The organism is Paraburkholderia sp. JPY465, assembly GCF_050436725.1.
In the GTDB taxonomy this organism is placed as follows: Bacteria; Pseudomonadota; Gammaproteobacteria; order Burkholderiales; family Burkholderiaceae; genus Paraburkholderia; species Paraburkholderia youngii.
The window spans coordinates 739,944-758,198 of record NZ_JBNDMT010000003.1 but is presented as its reverse complement, the minus strand read 5'-3'; the positions used below and the strand labels follow the sequence as shown (position 1 = coordinate 758,198).

Here is an 18,255-nt window from a genome sequence, read left to right as displayed (position 1 = left end):
CGCTGTACCCCGAATAATGGGGACAGCGCCTTCTTTTTTACATCGGACGGACAGATTTACCGAATGCTGCTCAACGGCGCCGCATCAGAAACGTAAACACCTTGTCATGCGCCGAGCTTTCGACGATCTCGTTGCCGGTCTGCTTCGCGAACGCGGCGAAATCGCGCTGCGAGCCGGGATCGGTGGCGAGCACCTTGAGAATCTGGCCGCTTTCCATGTCGGCGAGCGCTTTTTTGGCGCGCAGGATGGGCAGCGGGCACATGAGCCCGCGCGCATCGACTTCCTTGTGAATCTGAATTTGCATCGACGATGACCTTCGGGACGAGGCGTCGCTAACGACGCCGGACAGAGGGTCAAATTTTACAGCAGGCGGCGCGGCGGCGCCGGACAGCGCACCGCTACAGCGTCACCGCCCTGCCGCTTTGCAGCGACTCGCGCAGCGCGACGCCGATACGCGTCGCTTCGAGCGCATCGGCGAGCGTCGCGCCGCTCTGTTCCGCATCGCCCTTCCCCGGCCCTTTTTGCACCGATGCGACGAATGCGCGTGCCTCGTGCAGAAACGCGTCCTCGAAGCGGTCGAAAAAATTCGGCGTGCACTCGTTGCGAATACCGGTCGAGTCGTAGATCTCGACGCGGTTCGCGCGCGGATTGCGGCCGATCGTCAGCGCGCCTGCCGTACCGATGACTTCGCTATGCGTATCGTTGCCGTGCGCCTGCGTGCGCGACGCGTAGAACATCGCGAGCTTGCCGCCCTCGAATTCGCAGATCGCCACGCCGTTGTCGACGTCGCCGAATTCGCGCAGACCCTCGTGCAGCGCGATCGTGCCCGCCGCGAACACGCGTGTCGCGCGCGGCTTGCCGAGCAGCCAGCGGGCGACGTCGATGTCGTGCACCGTGCAGTCGAGAAAGATGCCGCCCGAGCTCGCCGCGAAGCGCACGAAGAAGCCGTCGTTGTCGTTTTTATCGGTGGTCTGCGAGCGCACGAGGAACGGCCGGCCGATCTGGCCGGCGGCGATTTTGTCGAACGCGTCACGGTAGCTCGGATCGAAGCGGCGCATGAAGCCGATCGTCGCTTGCAGATGCGGATAGCGCGCCGCTTCGGCCAGCACGCGCTCGCATTCGGCGACATCGAGCGACAGCGGTTTTTCGCAGAACACGTGCTTGCCGGCGCGTAACGCGTCGACGATCTGCTGCGCATGCAGCGACGACGGCGTGACGAGCCATACCGCATCGAGCTGCGGATCGGCGAGCAAGTCCGCGTAATCGGCGTAAAGACGCGGCTCGGGTAGCGCATCGCGCGCCCACGCGAGTTCCTCTTCGAGCGGACTGCACGCGGCCGCGAGCGTCGCGCCCGGCACGCGATACGCGAGATTCTCCGCATGCCGCTTGCCAAGCCGCCCAAGGCCGACCACGCCGATCCGCAAGCGCTCCGTGGCGGGCTTCATCACGCGGCCTCGCCGAGTTTGACCGCACGCCCCTCGCGCCATGAACGCGTCGCGGCTTCCGCGAGTTCGAGCGCTTTCAGGCCATCGGCGACGGTCGTGCGCACCGGTTTGCCGTGCGTGACCGCGTCGAAGAAATGCGCGATTTCTAGCGCGTAGGCCGCGCGGTAGCGTTCGAGAAAGAACGCCTCGGGCACGTCGGTCGATACTTTCGTCTTCGCGTACGCAGTGACTTCGGTCGGCCGGATGTTGCCCGCTTGCAGCATGCCGGTGCTGCCGAGCACTTCGAAGCGCTGGTCGTAACCGTACGCGGCGCGCCGCGTGGTGTTGATCTGGCACAGGCGGCCGCGCCTCGTGCGGATCGTCACCGCGGTCGAATCGACGTCGCCCGCGTCGGCGATCGCGGGGTCGGTGAGGCAACTGCCGGTGGCGTGCAGCGTGTCGGCTTCGTCGTCGAGAATCCACCGGCAGATGTCGAAGTCGTGAATCAGCATGTCCTTGAAGATGCCGCCGGAGCGCCGGATGTAGTCGACCGGCGGCGCGCCAGGGTCGCGGCTCGTGATGACCAGCATCTCGGGCGTGCCGATCTCGCCAGCGTCCAGACGCGCTTTCAATGCGGCAAACGTCGGATCGAAGCGCCGCTGAAACCCGATCATGCACACGACACCCGCGCGCTCCACGGCGTGCGCGCACATCCGCGCGCGCTCCAGCGTCAGATCGACCGGCTTCTCGCAGAACACGTGCTTGTTCTGCGCGGCCGATTGGACGATCAGGTCCGCATGCGTGTCGGTGCTCGAACAGATCACGGTCGCGCCGATCGACGCGTCGCCGATCGCGCCGTCGATATCCGCGACCTGCGCGCCATGCTGCGCGGCGAGCGCGGCGGCCGCGTCGCGATTCACGTCGACCACGTATTTGAGCCGCACGCCGGGCTGCCGCGCGAGATTCGCCGCATGGATCTTGCCGATGCGTCCCGCGCCGAATACCGCGACGTCGATCGTGCTTACCGCGTCAGTCATCGTAGCCTCCAGTGTCGTTGGATTCTTCAACGTTCAGTTCGAGCTTGTACGCGAGCGCGATGAACAGCGCCTGGCACAGGCAGATCGTGCTGGTCAGCGAGCGGAACGCGAACGCGCTGCCCTCTTTCACGTAGAGTTGCGTGCTCGCGTAGCGCGCGAGCGGCGATAGCTGGCTATCCGTGATGACGAGCGTCTTCGCCTGATGATGATGCGCGACGCGCAGACAGTACTGCGTCTCCTTGCCGTACGGCGCGAAGCTGATCGCAATCACCACGTCGCCCTTCCTGACGCTGCGGATCTGCTCGCGATACATGCCGCCGAAGCCGGACACCAGATGCACGCGCTTGTGCGTGTGCTGCAACGCATAGACGATGTAGCTCGCGACCGGAAACGAGCGCCGAACGCCGATCACGTAGATGTTGTCGGCCTGCTGCAGCATCTTCACGGCGGCGTCGAACTGCTTGTCGTCGAGGCCCGCTTCGAGTTCTTCGAGGCCGCCGCGCGACGCGGCGATAAACTCGCGCGCGACCGCGCCACCCGACAGCGTGCCGGGCTTCTCGTCGATCAGCTTGCGGATGCGCTGCTGATAGCTCGACGACGACACGCCCTGCCCCGTATACGCCTGACGAAACACCGCCTGCAAATCGGAAAACCCGGAAAAGCCGAACCGCTGCGCAAAGCGCACGACCGCCGACGGGTGCACACCGCAGCTCGCGGCGATATCGCTGGTGCGATCCATCATCACGCTCGAGCGATGCTGCTCGATATATGAAGCCACGCTCTTCAACTGCCGAGGCAGCGACTCGTAGGTATCCGCGATGCGCTGCATCAATTCGTCGACGCTCGGCAACGCCTCTTCGGTGATCTGTTCCGCCATGACTGCCTCTCGGGGTTTCCTGCAATGCGACAGACGCGCCCGCGGCCCGCCGCAACGCGCATCCGACGTTGCCGAGTATAGGCGGGCGCCCCATCAAATGGAACGTATTTTCCATTTTTATTTGTCATGAAATTTTCTTTGCAAGGCCTCGGAAGATGACCTACTCTTGGTCGTGAGCGATGGCGCTTCGGCCTCGTTGTGTGGGTCATCGGAATGGCAAGCCACCCGCCAGGCGCTCCCTCAATAACGAACGACAGACCGAGAAAGGTGGAGACAATGAGACTTTGCAGAGGCAAGGCAACGCTCAGGATTCTGGTGACGGCGTTGACGTTGGCGACGGGATTCGGCGCGGCCTCGGCCGCCCGCGCGGCGGACGCCCACTTCGTGCTGATCAGCCACGCGCCGGATTCGGACTCGTGGTGGAACACGATCAAGAACGCGATCAAGCAGGCGGACGAGGACTTCAACGTTCAGACCGACTACCGCAACCCGCCGAACGGCGACATCGCCGACATGGCGCGTCTCGTCGAACAGGCGGCCGCACGCAACTATGACGGCGTGATCGTATCGATCGCCGACTTCGACGTGCTGAAGAGCTCGATCGGGAAGGTCACCGAGAAACATATTCCGCTCGTCACGATCAACTCCGGCACCGAAGAGCAAAGCGCGAAGCTCGGCGCGATCATGCACGTCGGCCAGCCCGAGTTCGCGGCCGGCAAAGCCGCCGGCGAAAAGGCCAAGGCCGCCGGCATCAAGTCGTTCCTGTGCGTGAACCACTACGCGACGAACCCGGCTTCGTTCGAACGCTGCCGCGGTTTCGCCGAAGCGATCGGCGCCAACTTCAAAACCTCGACGCTCGACGTGGGCCAGGACCCGACCGGCGTGCAGTCGAAAGTCAGCGCGTTCCTGCGCAATCATCCGGATACCCAGGCGGTGCTGACGCTCGGTCCGCTATCGGCCGACCCGACCTTGAAGGCGCTGCAGCAGATGGGCCTCGCCGGCAAGATCTGGTTCGCGACCTTCGACTTCGATAGCGACATCGCGAAGGGCATCCAGGACGGCACGATCCAGTTCGCGATCGACCAGCAACCGTACTTGCAGGGCTATATCCCGGTCGCCGTGCTGGCGATCGCGAAGAAGAACAACACCACCGATCCCGTGAAGATCCGCGAGGTCCTGCAGGCGAATCCGAAGTTCAAGGAGCGCCTCGCGACCTATGGGCTCGCACCGTCGTATGGGCCGCGCAATATCGGCTCGGGTCCAGGCTTCATCACCAAGGAAAATGTCGACAAGGTGCTGAAGTACGCGGGTCAGTACCGCTAAGCGCACGGCATCGCATCGCGTCGCGCGATCAGGCCGCCGCGCCAGCGGCAAGGTTCAAAAGGCAGTGACCGGTGGGACGCATTGCGTCTTGCCGGCACTCGCCCGCTCAGCGGACATGCCGCCAAGCGGATATACCGCCCAGCGGACATGCCGCCCGGCGGATTCACAAACGCCCAACGCATTGCGCCGACTCGCCGGTCGCGGGCGTATCAAGGAGAGCTTCAATGGGTGTCGCCGACCTGTTTCATCCCCATCACCGCAAGCAACCGCCGTCCGATCCGCAGGACCCTGCGCAGTCTGGCGCGACGACCGCCTCGCAATCCGCTGCCGTCGACGAACGCGTGCGCGAGGAATCCTGGTTCCGCCATCTGCTCGGCCGACCGGAATTCGCGGCGCTCGCCGGCACCGTGATGGTGTTCATCGTGTTCGGCCTGGCCGCCGGCAACTCGGGGATGTTCAACCTCGACGGCGTGATGAACTGGTCGCAGGTCGCCGCCTATCTTGGTCTGATCTCGGTCGGCGCATGCCTGCTGATGATCGCCGGCGAGTTCGATCTGTCGATCGGCTCGATGATCGGCTTTGCCGGCATGATGGTCGCGTTGCCGACCATGTACTTCCACTGGCCGATCTGGCTTGCGATCGTGTTCGCGTTCGTCGGCTCGATGCTGCTCGGCGCGCTCAACGGCTATCTGGTGATACGCACGCGTCTGCCGTCGTTCATCGTCACGCTTGCGTTCCTGTTCATTCTGCGCGGTCTGACGCTCGCGCTATCGGTGATGTTCGCCGATCGCACGATCATCTCCGGCGTCGGCGACGTCGCACGTCAGGACTGGTTCGCGCACACGTTCTTCCAGGGCGTCGCGTTCCGAGGTCTGTTCGTATGGCTTGGCCACCTCGGTCTCGTGAAGATGCTCGACAACGGCGCGCCGCTGGTGCCGGGCATTCCCAAGGTGCTGCTGTGGTGGTTCGTGCTCGCGGTGGTCTGCGCGTTCACGCTCGCGAAGACGCGCTTCGGCAACTGGATTTTCGCGGTCGGCGGCGATGCCAACGCGGCCAAGAATGTCGGCGTGCCAGTGCGTCGCGTGAAGATCTCGCTGTTCGTGCTGACCGCGTTCTGCTCGGCCCTGTATGCGGTGCTACAGGTGTGCGATATCGGCTCGGCCGCGGCCGACCGTGGTTTGCAGGCGGAGTTCGAGGCGATCATCGCCGCGGTGATCGGCGGCACGCTGCTGACGGGCGGCTACGGCTCGGTGGTCGGCGCCTGCTTCGGCGCGCTGATCTTCGGCGTCGTGCAGATCGGCATCACGTACACCAACGTCGATTCCGACTGGTTCCGCGTGTTTCTCGGCGTGATGCTGCTGTTCGCCGTGCTGTTCAACCACTACGTACGCGGCCGCGTCGCGGCATCGCGCTAGACGGAGGTTCACGATGAGCACCCCCGAACCGAACCCGGACGACATCATCCTGTCGCTCGAAAACGTCAGCCGCTATTTCGGCAACATCATCGCGCTGAACGACATCACGCTGCGGCTCAAACGCGGTGAAGTGCATTGTCTGCTCGGCGACAACGGCGCGGGCAAATCGACGCTGATCAAGACGCTCGCGGGCGTGTATCAGCCGAGCAAGGGCACCTACCGGGTGGACGGCAAGCCGGTGCATTTCACGTCACCGAAAGACGCGCTCGATCTCGGCATCGCAACCGTCTATCAGGATCTCGCGCTGGTGCCGCTGCTCTCGGTCGCGCGCAATTTCTTCATGGGCCGCGAACCGCAGAGAAAGCTGTTCGGGTTTCTCAACGTGATGGACCTCGAAACCTGCGCAATCACCGCGCGCGACAAGCTCGCCGAAATGGGCATCAATGTGCGCGACCCGCATCAGCCGATCGGCACGATGTCGGGCGGCGAGCGCCAATGCCTGGCCATCGCGCGTGCGATTCACTTCGGCGCGCGCGTGCTGATTCTCGACGAACCGACCGCCGCACTCGGCGTCAAGCAGAGCTTCAACGTGCTGAAGCTGATCCATAAGGCGCGCGCCAAAGGCATCTCGGTGATCTTCATCACGCACAACGTGCACCACGCGTATCCGATCGGCGATTCGTTCACGCTGCTCAATCGTGGACGCTCGCTCGGCACCTTCACCAAACAGACGATCAGCAAGGATGAAGTGCTCGACATGATGGCCGGCGGCGCCGAGATGCAGAAGATGATCGGCGAACTCGAAGGCGCGACGATCTGACTGATTCGTGCGGTCCGTCCGGCGCCGACGCGTTTCGCCCGGCCAGCCATCGCGCACTCACCGCGCACTGTTATTCAGGACTATTCATGGCTCACTCCAGCACCTCCAGCGGTAACGCAGCAAGCAGCCGGTTCGCGCCGGGGCGCGCCCGCGACATCGTGTGCCTCGGCCGGCTGGCCGTCGATCTGTACGCGCAACAGGTCGGCGCGCGGCTCGAAGACGTGTCGAGCTTCGCGAAGTATCTCGGCGGCTCGTCGGCGAACATCGCGTTCGGCTGCGCGCGGCTCGGGCTTGACGCAGCCATGCTCGCGCGCGTCGGCAACGATCACATGGGACGCTTCCTGACCGAGACGCTCGCGAAGGAAGGCTGCGACGTGAGCCACGTGCGCATCGATCACGAACGGCTGACCGCGCTCGTGCTGCTCGGCCTGAAGGACCGCGACACGTTCCCGCTGATCTTCTACCGCGAGAACTGCGCGGACATGGCGGTCGACGAGGCCGATTTCGACGAGGCGTTCATCGCGTCGTCGAAAGCGCTGCTGATCACCGGCACGCATTTTTCCACCGAGCAGGTCAATCGCACGAGCCGCCGCGCGCTCGAATACGCGCGCCGCAACGACGTGCGCACCGTGCTCGACATCGACTACCGCCCGGTGCTGTGGGGACTGACGGGCAAGGCCGACGGCGAGACGCGTTTCGTCGCGAGCGAGGGTGTCAGCACGCATTTGCAGCGGATACTGCCGCTGTTCGATCTGGTGATCGGCACCGAGGAAGAGTTTCGCATCGCCGGCGGCAAGACCGACCTGCGCGATGCGCTCGCGATGGTGCGCGCCGTGACGCCGGCCACGCTGGTGCTGAAGCGCGGGCCGCTCGGCTGTCAGATCATTGACGGCGAGGTGCCTGCATCGCTCGACGCTGCGCCGATTCATGGCGGCGTCGAAGTCGAAGTGCTGAACGTGCTCGGCGCGGGCGACGCATTCGCTTCCGGCTTCCTCTCAGGCTGGCTGCGCGATCAGCCGCTCGAGGCCTGCGCGCGCGCCGCGAATGCGAGCGGCGCGCTGGTCGTATCACGCCACGGCTGCGCACCGGCGATGCCGACCCCGGCCGAACTCGACTACTTCCTGCGCGAAGCGCAGGCCGATCCGCAGCGCATGCGCCGGCCCGATCGCGATGCGAAGCTCGCAAGACTGCATCGCGTGTCGCCGGCGCGTAAAGCGTGGCACGAAGTACTCGGCTTCGCGTTCGATCATCGCAACCCGTTCTTCGAACTCGCGCAGCAGACCGGCGCGGACGAAGCGCGCATTGCCTCGTTGAAGGGCTTGTTCGTCGAAGCGGTAGCCCAGACCGAGCGCGCATTGAACCTGCAGGGACGCATCGGCGTATTGATCGACGACCGCTATGGTCAGGACGCGCTGAATGCCGCGACCGGCCGCGGCTGGTGGATCGGCCGTCCGGTCGAGCTGCCCCACTCCGTGCCGCTCGTGTTCGATCATGGCCGCTCGATCGGCACCACGCTGATCGCGTGGCCGCAGGAGCACGTCGCCAAATGCCTCGTGCAGTTTCACCCCGATGAGCCGATCGAGCAGCGGCTCGAACAGGAGGCGCAACTGCGCGCGCTGTATGACGCGACCCAGGCCAGTGGCCACGAACTGCTGCTCGAAGTGATTCCGCCGAAGCATGCGTCGCTGCCGCAGGGGCCGGACATCGTGTATCGCGCGTTGAAGCGCCTGTACAACCTCGGCATCTACCCCGAGTGGTGGAAGCTCGAACCGATGGACGCCGCGCAATGGCAGGCCATCGACGCGCTGATCGCCGAGCGCGATCCGTATTGCCGCGGCGTCGTGCTGCTCGGCTTGTCGGCGGCGGTCGAGCAGTTGAGCGAAGGCTTTCGTGCGGCCGCGCAAGCGGCGACGTGCCGCGGCTTCACGGTCGGCCGCACGATCTTTCACGAACCGAGCCATGCGTGGCTCGCCGGTGAAATCGGCGATGACGAACTGATCGCGCGCGTGCGCCACACGTTCGAAACGCTGATCGCCGCGTGGCGCAATGCGCGCGGCGAACCGACGGCGCATGGCACACCTCATCACGCTCATCAGGAGCAAGCCGCATGAACGAGGGCATCATGCATGACGACACTCCATCCACCAGCGGCGCGCCGCAAGCGCCCGCCCGCACCGGCGGCACGATTCGCCTGACGATGGCACAGGCGCTGGTGCGCTACCTCGCCGCGCAACGCGTCGCCAGCGAAGACGGCGCCAGCGTCGAACCACTGTTCGGCGGCGTGTTCGCGATCTTCGGCCACGGCAACGTCGCGGGCATCGGCGAGGCGCTGTATCAGCATCGCGACGCGCTGCCCACTTTCCGGGCGCATAACGAGCAGGCGATGGCACACAGTGCGATCGCCTACGCGAAGGCTCACTTTCGCCGCCGCATGATGGCGGTGACGACGTCGATCGGCCCCGGTGCGACGAATCTGCTGACCGCGGCCGCGCTCGCGCACGTGAACCGTCTGCCGGTGCTGCTGCTGCCCGGCGACATCTTCGTGTCGCGCGCGCCCGATCCGGTGTTGCAGCAGCTCGAGGATTTCAACGACGGCGGCGTATCCGCGAACGACGCGTTCAAGCCGCTGTCGCGTTACTTCGACCGCATCGTGCATCCGGCGCAATTGCTGAGCGCGCTGCCGCGCGCGATCCGCGTGCTGACCGATGCGGCGTTGTGTGGCCCCGTCACGCTCGCGTTGCCGCAGGACGTGCAGGCGCAGGCATGGGACTTTCCGGAGGACTTTTTCACGCCGCGCGTCGTGCGCATTCATGCGCCCGCCCCGCGTAGCGACGATCTCGACGCCGCGTGCGCGCGCTTGCGGCACGCGAAGCGGCCGCTGATCGTCGCGGGCGGCGGCGTGCTGTACAGCCGCGCGGCCGATGCGCTGCACCGCTTCGCGAGCGCGCATGGCGTGCCGGTCGCGGAAACCCAGGCGGGCAAAAGCTCGCTCGCGTGGAACGATCCGCTGAATGCGGGCGCGCTCGGCGTGACCGGCTCGCCGGCCGCCAATGCACTCGCGCATGACGCCGACTGCGTGCTCGCGCTCGGCACGCGGCTGCAGGACTTCACGACCGGCTCGAACACGCTGTTCACGCAAGCCGACGTGATCGCGATCAACGCGAATGGCTTCGACGCGCTCAAGCATCGCGGCTTCGTCGTCGAAGCCGATGTGAAGCTCGCGCTCGATGCGCTCGCCGGGCCGCTGCAAGGCTGGCACGCCGAGCGCGCGTGGACCGCGCGCGCGCACAAGCTCGCGGCCAGTTGGCGCGACACCGTGCAAACGCTCACGCATGCGCCGCAACGCGACGCGGTGCTGCCCTACGAGGGCGATGTGATCGGCGCGGTGCAGCGTTCGAGCCCGCGCTCGCCGACCGACGACATCGTCGTCTGCGCGGCCGGCACGCTGCCCGCCGATCTGCACAAGCTGTGGCGCGCGGGCCGGCCCGGCGCGTATCACGTCGAATATGGCTACTCGTGCATGGGCTACGAGATCGCGGGCGGCCTCGGCGTGAAGCTCGCGCGGCCCGAGCGCGAGGTGATCGTGATTCTCGGCGACGGCAGCTATCTGATGATGAACAGCGAGATCGTGAGCTCGGTGATGCTCGGTGCGAAGCTGATCGTCGTCGTGCTCGACAATCGCGGCTTCGGCTGCATCAACCGGCTGCAACAGGCTTGCGGCGGCGCACCGTTCAACAATCTGCTCGACGATTGCGCGCAAGGACCGGAAGGCGTGCCGCGCATCGACTTCGCCGCGCATGCGCGCGCGCTCGGCGCGCAAGCCGAACATGCGCGTAATCTCGCCGAACTCGAAGTGGCACTGCAACGCGCACGCGCGGCCAACGGCACGTACGTGATCAGCATCGACACCGACCCGGCTCGCACCACCGAAGACGGGGGCTGGTGGTGGGAAGTCGCGGTGCCCGAAGTATCGACGCGCACCGAGGTACGCGACGCCCGCGCGAAGTACGACGCGCAGCTCGCCGCGCGCGCGGCGCCCTCCGCACCGCCCTCGCCGCCACAGGGCGCCGATCACGACTGAGAACCATGAGGACTTCTGCATGACTGCTTTCGACGTACGCATCGGCATCAATCCGCTGTCGTGGATGAACGACGACCTGCCGTCGCTCGGCGGCGAGACGCCGCTCGAAGTCGCGCTGACCGAGGGCCGCCAGATCGGCTACCAGGGCTTCGAGCTCGGCAACAAGTTTCCCCGCGAGCCGCAAGCGCTGAAAACGCTGCTCGCGCAATACGACCTCGCGCTCGTGTCCGGCTGGTACTCGGGACAACTGGCCAAACGCAGCGTCGCGGAAGAAATCGACGCGGTCGGCTCGCATCTGGAATTGCTCGCGCAGAACGGCGCGACAGTGATGGTGTATGGCGAGGTCGCCGATTCGATCCAGGGCGCGCCGCGCCCGCTGTATCAACGGCCGCGCTTTTTCAGCGACGCGCAATGGGCCGGCTACGCGGCACGCGTCGATGAATTCGCGCGCTATACGCTGAGCCGTGGCGTTCGGCTCGCCTATCATCATCACATGGGCGCGTATGTCGAAACGCCAGCCGACGTCGATCAGTTGATGGCGCGCACCAGCGATGCGGTAGGCCTGCTGTTCGACGCCGGGCACATCACGTTCGCGGGCGGTGATCCGGTGGCCGTGCTCGACAAGCACATTGCGCGCGTTTGTCACGTGCACTGCAAGGACGTGCGCCCCGCCGTGATGAAGCTCGCGCGCAATCGCAACTGGAGTTTTCTCGATGCGGTGATCGCCGGCGCGTTCACGGTGCCCGGCGACGGCGCGGTCAATTTTCCGGCGCTGATCGACCGGCTGAAGCGGCATGGTTATTGCGGCTGGCTCGTGGTCGAGGCGGAGCAGGACCCCGTGGTCGCACCGTCGTTCGATTATGCGCAGAAGGGGTACGGTACTTTGCGGGCGCTCGTCGATGCGCCGCTCGGCAAGGAGGCAGCATGAGCTTATTGGTAAAGGCAGAGCGCGAAGGCCAGACGATCGCGCGCGTCACGCCGCAGTCGGCCTGCTGGCGCTATGTAGGATTCGCCGCGTACCGGGTCGGCGCGAACGAACTCGTGTATGTATTCGAACCGGCGCGCGAATCGTGCATCGTGGTGCTGAGCGGCGCGGTCGATGTCGAAACGCCGGATACGACTTGGAGTTCGCTCGGTTCGCGCGACAGCGTGTTCGAAGACGCGGCACCGTATGCGGTGTATCTGCCGCCGAACGTGCGCGCGACGGTGCGCGCGAACCGCGACGCGGAGATCGGTGTCGCGAGTGCGCCGGCCAAGGGCGAGTATCCGGCGCGGCTGATCGAGCCCGCGTCGATGAAGCGCTCGACGCGCGGCAAGTCGCTGAATACGCGCTACGTGTGCGACATTCTTCCGCAGACCGAGCCGGCGGAGTCGTTGCTGGTGGTCGAAGTGAGAACGCCGGGCGGTCACGCGTCGAGCTATCCGCCCCACAAGCACGACACCGACAACATTCCGCACGAAAGCTCGCTCGAAGAAACCTATTACCACCGGCTCGATCCGCCGCAAGGCTTCGCGTTTCAGCGCGTGTACACCGACTCGCGCGATATCGACGAATCGATGGCCGTCGAGGATCACGACGTCGTGATGGTGCCGCGCGGCTATCACCCGGTCATCGTGCCGTACGGCTACGACTCGTATTATCTGAACGTGATGGCCGGTAGCCAGCGGGTCTGGCATTTCCATAACGATCCGGTGCACGAGTGGATCATCAATAAGGATGCTTGACCATCCAAAACCCTTGACGCGTTGGCGTGCCCAAGCGTAGCCCCCGCCCCGCGCCGGGCGCGCGCAAGCCTGCGCGTCAACCCACGCCGAGCCACTCGCGCATCACATCGTCACGCGACAGAAATGACGCGAGCGCGCCGTCGAACACGATCTCGCCGTGCCCCATCACCGCGACGCGGCTCGCGATGTCCTGCGCGATCACGAGCCTCTGTTCGATCAGCAACATCGCGACGCCACGCTCGCGCAGCGCATGCAGACAATCGGCGACCTGCTGCATCACGAGACTCGCGAGCCCTTCGCCGGGCTCGTCGATCAGCAGCAGATCGGGGTCGCCGAGCAGCGCCCGCGCGAGCGCGAGCATCTGTTGCTCGCCGCCCGACAGCGCGCCGGCACGCGTGCGCTTGCGCTCGGCGAGCACCGGGAATAGCGCATATGCGTCGTCGAGCGTGAAGCGCGGCGCGCGGCCACGCTCACGCGATGCGGCAGCCGGCGCAATGCCGAGCAGCAGGTTCTCATGCACACTCAGCGCGGCGAACACGTCGCGATGCTCGGCCACATAGCCGAGCCCGAGCCGCGCGATCTCGAACGTGCGCAGACCCGCGAGCGAGCGCCCCGCGAAACGCAGTTCGCCCTCGCAGCGCACGAGGCCCATGATCGCGCGTGCAAGCGTCGAGCGGCCCGAGCCATTGCGGCCGACCAGCGCAATCACTTCGCCGGGCTCGATGCTCAGCGTGACGCCGTGCAGCGCCTGGCTCGCGCCGTACCACGCGTTGAGGTCGCGAATGTCGAGCAGCGCGCTCATCGGCCTGCCCCGTTGCCGGGTTCGTCACCGGCCCGAGTGCGTGAGCCCGGGTCGACGCGCTCACCCAGATACGCGGCCCGCACCGCCGCGTCCGCTCGAATCGCGCCCGGCGACCCGCTCGCGATGATGCGCCCCTGCACCAGCACCGAAATCCGATCCGCGATCGCGAACACCGCGTCCATGTCGTGCTCGACCATCAGCAGCGTGCGGCCCGCGGTGGTGTCGCGGATCAGCTCGATCGCGCGCGCCGCCTCCGCGCGGTTCATGCCCGCGGTCGGTTCGTCGAGCAGCAGCGTGTGCGCGCCGCCGGCGAGCGCGATGCCGAGGTCGAGCGCGCGTTGCTCCGCGTAGCTGAGCGTGCCGGCCGCGACGTCGCGGCGCGGGCCGAGGCCGACCGCATCGAGCACCTCGGCGGCGCGCGCATCGATCGCGGCGGTGCCGGTCAGACGCTGCCACCAGCGCGTGCGATCGCGCTCGGCAAGCTGCGCCGCGCAGCGCAGGTTGTCGAACACGGACAGCCGCGCGAACACGCTGGTGCTCTGGAAGCTGCGCGCGAGGCCGCGGCGCGCGATCGCGGCGGGCGCCAGCCGCGTGATGTCCGCGCCGAACAGATGGATACGCCCCGCGCTCGGCCGCGCGCCGCCCCCGATCAGGTTGAACAGCGTCGACTTGCCCGCGCCGTTCGGGCCGATCAGCGCGTGCCGCTCCCCGGGCTCGATCGCGAGATCGACGCCGCGCAGTATTTGCGTCGCGCCGAAACGCTTTTCGATGCCGTAGAGCGCCAGTGCGGGGATCACCGTGCGGCTCCGGAGGAACGTGCCGCGCGTGCGTGGGCGCTCACGCGTGCATGCGCGCGCAGCGCATGGCGTGTGGACAATGCAGCCAGGGCGGCGAGCGCAACGAATGCCAGCGCCAGAGGAAGCGGCAACAGCATCGGTGCGACGGTGACATCGGCACCCGCGCCCGCACCGCCGCCGAACAATGCGCTAAATGCCGCCCCTTCGTCCGCACCGAACTGCGCCGCATAGGCCCACTGCACCGCGATCACGACGGCCGCGAGCCACAGCAACCCTGCCGCCGCGCTCCACAGATAAGCGGCGCGGCAACCTCGCCAGCCATAGGCCGCAATCCGCGCCACGTGTCGCGAGGCAAAGCCCGCAAGCCCATCCGGCGCGGCCATCACGACGACGACAAAGAACAGCCCGAGATAAAACAGCCACGCCCGCGTGACACTCGCGACCACCACGCTGAAAAACGTCAGCACGATCGCCCCCGCGACCGGCCCGAAAAACGCGGCAGTGCCGCCGATCACGGTCGCGATCAGCACCGCGCCCGAGCGCATCATGCCGACGCTTTCGGTCGATACGAGTTCGATATTGATCAGCCCGAGCGTCCCCGCGATGCCCGCGAAAAACGCCGACAGCACGACCACGCCATAGCGAACCCGGCGCGGATAGCAGCCGATCGCCGCCGCGCGCGCCGGGTTGTCGCGCACCGCGTTCGCGAGCCGCATGAACGGCGTGCGCGACAGCGCGAACATCGCGACACTCGCGACGACGCACCACAGCGCGATCAGCGCATAGGCCTCGCGCGCCGGACCGAAACTGCAGCCGCCGAAGAGCGGCCCGCTCGCGCGATCGATCGCGACGCCCGCCTCGCCGCCGAACCAGCCCGGCAGCGTCCACGCGGCCGCGACGACGAGCTCGCCGAGACCTAGCGTGATCATCGCGAACGCGGTGCCGGCACGGCGCGTCGCGATGAAGCCGAACAGCACGCCGCACAGCGCGCCGCCGATGCCGCCGACCAACGGCAGCAGCACGAGCGGCACGCCGCCCGCGTTGAACAGGCGCGCGGCGATCAGCGCGCCGAGCCCCGCATACGCGGCATGTCCGAACGACAGCAGCCCGGTCTCGCCGAGCAACAGGTTGTACGACAGCGCGAACACGATCATCGTGGCGCTTTGCGCGAGATAGGCGAGCAGCCAGCTGTGCGGCCAGATGAAAGGCGGCACGGCCAGAAAGGCGACGAGCGCGAGCCAGGGCGCGAGCGCGCCACCGCGCCTGCGCGGCGGCGCCCTGCTTTCCAGCGCATCTGACGGCCCGCCCCGCTTACGCATGATCGTCACGCCGTCCGAACAGCCCGCGCGGCCTCATCGCCAGCACCGCGACGAGCAGTAGGTACGGCAGCAGCGGCGCGACTTGCGCGAGCGTCAGCGCGTCCCATTCGGGCGGCAGCACCGCGCCGACGAGCGCCACCGCGTCGCCCAACGACAGATCGCTCGCGACCGCCAGCGTCTGCACGCTCCCCACCAGCAGCGACGCGAGGAGCGCCCCGCTAAGCGACCCGAGCCCGCCGATCACGACGACGACGAACACGATCGAGCCGAGCGACTCCGCCATCGCCGGCTCGATCACGAACAGCGGCGCGCCGATCACGCCGGCCAGCGCGGCGAGCGCGGTGCCGGCCGCGAATACGCCGGTGAACACGCGCGGCACGTTGTAGCCGAGCGCTTCGACGGCCTGCGCATGCGTGAGCGCGGCGCGCACGATCAGGCCGGTCTTCGATACGCGCAGCATTGCGATGAGCGCCGCGAGCATCGCGAGCGACACCGCCATCATGAACGCGCGATAGCGGGTGAAAACCGCGCCGTACAGCGAGAACAGCGGACCGTCGAGCACGGCCGGGATTCTCGCCGACAGCGGACTGAGCCCCCAGCCGAGCTTGACGAGTTCGCCGAGCAGATACGCGGCGCCGAACGTCAACAGAAGCTCGGGCAGATGACCGTGGCCGCGCACGCGCCGCAGCAGCCAGCGCTCGAGCGCCGCGCCGAGCAGACCGACGACGAGCGGCGCGACCACCAGCGCGCTCCAGAAACCGGCGCGCGCCGCCACCGAAAAGCCGACGTACGCGCCGAGCATGTAGAAGCTCGCATGCGCGAAGTTGAGCACGCCGAGCATGCTGAAGATTAGCGTGAGCCCGGCCGACAGCATGAACAGCAACAGCCCGTAGCTCAGGCCGTTGAGCAAAGTGATGATGAACGACTGCACGCGTCTAGTCCGCCGTCCCGCCAACGCACAACGGTTCGAGCGCCGCGCGCAGTTCGGCGGGCAGGTTCACTGGCCGCCGCGTCGCGCGATCCACGTAGACGTGCACGAAATGCCCCTGCGCGGCGGGCGCATCATCGCCGTCGCGGAACAGCCCCACCTCGTAGCGCACGCTCGACGTGCCGAGCCGCGCGACGCGCAAGCCCGCGTCGATGCGATCGGGAAATACGAGCGGCGCGAAGTAGTTGCACTGCGTCTCGACGACGAGCCCGATCGTCGCGCCGTGCTCGAAATCGAGCACGCCCGCGCGTATCAGATACTCGTTCACGACGGTGTCGAAGTAGCTGTAGTAGACGACGTTGTTCACGTGGCCGTAGACGTCGTTGTCCATCCAGCGCGTGGTGATCGACAGGAAGTGCGGATACGCGGCGCGGCCGGCAGGGGCGGGTTTGTTCATCGGACGTGGCGGTTGGTGGATGCGAGGATGCGGGGCTGCGTCACAAAGATTCCGTCAGCATGCGGCGATAGTCGTCGGCGCTCGCCTCACGCGGATTCGTGCGATGGCAGTGATCGAGCAGCGCGCCCTGCACGACCTTGTCGAACATGCTTTCGTCGACGCCCATCTGCCTGAGGCCGGTCGGCAGACCGAGCCGCGCGGTCATGTCGAACAGCGCCTGCGCGAGATCCGCATGCTCGGGCACCCCCATCACGCGACGCATGCGCGCATAGCGGCGCTCGGCCACCACGCTCGGCGCGCGCTCGTTGAAGCGCAGCACCGCGGGCAGCACGACCGCGTTCAACGTACCGTGATGCAGCGACGTGCGGCCGTTCACCTTCAGGCCGCCCAGCGGATGCGACAGCGAATGCACACAGCCGAGGCCCTTCTGGAACGCCATCGCGCCCTGCATCGACGCGCTCATCATGTTCAGGCGCGCCTCGCGATCGCTGCCGTCCGCGCACGCGCGCTCGATGCTGTGCCACGCGCGTTCGAGGCCGTCGAGCGCGATGCCGTCGGCGGGCGGATTGAAGGCCGGCGCGAGGAAGGTCTCGATGCAATGCGCGATCGCATCCATGCCGGTCGCGGCGGTCAGCCCCGGCGGCAGGCCGAGCGTGAGACCCGGGTCGCACAGCGCCGATTTCGGCAGCAGACTCCACGAATGAAAGCCGAGCTTGCGGCCATCGTTCAGGATCACGATCGCGCCGCGCGCGACTTCGCTGCCGGTGCCGGCCGTGGTCGGAATCGCGATCAACGGCGCGACGGCGTCGGTGATCTTCGCGCTGCCGCCTTCGATCGTCGCGTACTGCGTGAGCGGCCCCGGATGCGTGGCCGCGATCGCGACGCCCTTCGCGAGATCGATCGACGAACCGCCGCCCACCGCGATCAGCCCGTCGCAGCGCTCGTCGCGATACACCTGGGCCGCCGCGAGCACCTTGTCCTCGGTCGGATTCGACGGCGTGTCGTCGAACAGCGGCACGTCGCCGAGCTTCAGCGCATCGAGTGCCTGCCGCGCGATGCCGGCCGCGACGACGCCCTTGTCGCTGATCACCAGAGGCCGCCTGATGCCGATGCGCGCGCACTCGGACGACAGTTGCGACAGTGCGTCGTAGCCCAGATGAATATGGGTCAGGTAGTAGATGTAGGCCATGCCGTTGCTTCTCCCTGAGCGTGCGCTCATTGACCGCTGATTGACGTGGATGAACGATTCG

General features: G+C 66.7%; 17 protein-coding genes. 7 read left to right on the top strand and 10 right to left on the bottom strand.

Features of this window, described 5'->3' with window-relative positions; all coding sequences use genetic code 11:
* Window positions 1–70 precede the first annotated feature (70 nt).
* From QFZ94_RS18140 to QFZ94_RS18125, 4 genes are all read right to left on the bottom strand, one after another.
* Window positions 71–298 (bottom strand): sulfurtransferase TusA family protein, encoded by a 228-nt coding sequence (locus QFZ94_RS18140; RefSeq protein WP_026225937.1) that lies wholly within the window; start codon window positions 296–298, stop codon window positions 71–73.
* A 100-nt stretch (window positions 299–398) separates the two neighbouring features.
* On the bottom strand, window positions 399–1,445 hold the full coding sequence (locus QFZ94_RS18135) for a Gfo/Idh/MocA family oxidoreductase (RefSeq protein WP_429458590.1): 1,047 nt from the start codon (window positions 1,443–1,445) through the stop codon (window positions 399–401).
* Complete coding sequence (gene iolG / locus QFZ94_RS18130) at window positions 1,445–2,461, bottom strand: inositol 2-dehydrogenase (protein ID WP_429458589.1); 1,017 nt, start codon at window positions 2,459–2,461, stop codon at window positions 1,445–1,447. Before iolG ends, QFZ94_RS18135 begins: the two co-directional genes overlap by 1 nt.
* The gene (locus QFZ94_RS18125) at window positions 2,454–3,338 is read right to left on the bottom strand and encodes a MurR/RpiR family transcriptional regulator (RefSeq protein WP_368587193.1); all 885 of its coding nucleotides are present in this window, start codon (window positions 3,336–3,338) and stop codon (window positions 2,454–2,456) included. Before QFZ94_RS18125 ends, iolG begins: the two co-directional genes overlap by 8 nt.
* A gap of 276 nt (window positions 3,339–3,614) precedes the next feature.
* On the opposite strand from QFZ94_RS18125, the gene QFZ94_RS18120 reads away from it, so the two are divergent.
* The 7 genes from QFZ94_RS18120 (at window position 3,615) to iolB (ending at window position 12,702) form a co-directional block, all read left to right on the top strand.
* Window positions 3,615–4,661, top strand: coding sequence for a sugar ABC transporter substrate-binding protein (locus tag QFZ94_RS18120; RefSeq protein WP_368587194.1), 1,047 nt, complete (start codon window positions 3,615–3,617; stop codon window positions 4,659–4,661).
* 224 nt (window positions 4,662–4,885) lie between these two features.
* Window positions 4,886–6,076, top strand: coding sequence for an ABC transporter permease (locus QFZ94_RS18115; RefSeq protein WP_368587195.1), 1,191 nt, complete (start codon window positions 4,886–4,888; stop codon window positions 6,074–6,076).
* A gap of 13 nt (window positions 6,077–6,089) precedes the next feature.
* Window positions 6,090–6,896, top strand: coding sequence for an ATP-binding cassette domain-containing protein (locus tag QFZ94_RS18110; RefSeq protein ID WP_410849503.1), 807 nt, complete (start codon window positions 6,090–6,092; stop codon window positions 6,894–6,896).
* Window positions 6,897–6,982: 86 nt separating this feature from the next.
* A complete protein-coding gene (locus QFZ94_RS18105) occupies window positions 6,983–9,007 on the top strand; it encodes a bifunctional 5-dehydro-2-deoxygluconokinase/5-dehydro-2-deoxyphosphogluconate aldolase (RefSeq protein ID WP_410849504.1) in 2,025 nt (674 codons plus the stop codon).
* Window positions 9,004–10,977, top strand: a complete 1,974-nt coding sequence (gene iolD, locus QFZ94_RS18100; protein ID WP_429458585.1) for a 3D-(3,5/4)-trihydroxycyclohexane-1,2-dione acylhydrolase (decyclizing) — start codon at window positions 9,004–9,006, stop codon at window positions 10,975–10,977. The genes QFZ94_RS18105 and iolD overlap by 4 nt, the downstream gene beginning before the upstream one ends.
* A gap of 19 nt (window positions 10,978–10,996) precedes the next feature.
* Window positions 10,997–11,905 (top strand): myo-inosose-2 dehydratase, encoded by a 909-nt coding sequence (iolE, locus tag QFZ94_RS18095; protein ID WP_410849506.1) that lies wholly within the window; start codon window positions 10,997–10,999, stop codon window positions 11,903–11,905.
* Window positions 11,902–12,702 (top strand): 5-deoxy-glucuronate isomerase, encoded by an 801-nt coding sequence (gene iolB / locus QFZ94_RS18090; protein ID WP_368587200.1) that lies wholly within the window; start codon window positions 11,902–11,904, stop codon window positions 12,700–12,702. Before iolE ends, iolB begins: the two co-directional genes overlap by 4 nt.
* Before the next feature lie 76 nt (window positions 12,703–12,778).
* Here iolB and QFZ94_RS18085 read toward each other — a convergent pair whose 3' ends face one another.
* The 6 genes from QFZ94_RS18085 to QFZ94_RS18060 are packed head-to-tail and all read right to left on the bottom strand — an operon-like array spanning window position 12,779 to window position 18,194.
* Window positions 12,779–13,504: an ABC transporter ATP-binding protein gene (locus QFZ94_RS18085; RefSeq protein ID WP_429458582.1), complete on the bottom strand. Its 726-nt coding sequence runs from the start codon at window positions 13,502–13,504 to the stop codon at window positions 12,779–12,781.
* Window positions 13,501–14,301, bottom strand: coding sequence for an ABC transporter ATP-binding protein (locus tag QFZ94_RS18080; RefSeq protein WP_429458580.1), 801 nt, complete (start codon window positions 14,299–14,301; stop codon window positions 13,501–13,503). The genes QFZ94_RS18085 and QFZ94_RS18080 overlap by 4 nt, the downstream gene beginning before the upstream one ends.
* Entirely contained in the window at window positions 14,298–15,620 is a 1,323-nt protein-coding gene (locus QFZ94_RS18075) for a branched-chain amino acid ABC transporter permease (protein ID WP_429458578.1), read from the bottom strand. The genes QFZ94_RS18080 and QFZ94_RS18075 overlap by 4 nt, the downstream gene beginning before the upstream one ends.
* Window positions 15,613–16,551 carry a branched-chain amino acid ABC transporter permease gene (locus tag QFZ94_RS18070; protein WP_429458576.1) on the bottom strand — a complete coding sequence of 313 codons (939 nt, stop codon included), beginning with the start codon at window positions 16,549–16,551 and terminating at the stop codon, window positions 15,613–15,615. The genes QFZ94_RS18075 and QFZ94_RS18070 overlap by 8 nt, the downstream gene beginning before the upstream one ends.
* 4 nt (window positions 16,552–16,555) lie before the next feature.
* Window positions 16,556–17,005, bottom strand: coding sequence for an acyl-CoA thioesterase (locus QFZ94_RS18065; protein ID WP_410849511.1), 450 nt, complete (start codon window positions 17,003–17,005; stop codon window positions 16,556–16,558).
* A 40-nt stretch (window positions 17,006–17,045) separates the two neighbouring features.
* The gene (locus tag QFZ94_RS18060) at window positions 17,046–18,194 is read right to left on the bottom strand and encodes an iron-containing alcohol dehydrogenase (protein ID WP_368585275.1); all 1,149 of its coding nucleotides are present in this window, start codon (window positions 18,192–18,194) and stop codon (window positions 17,046–17,048) included.
* Window positions 18,195–18,255: the final 61 nt, after the last annotated feature.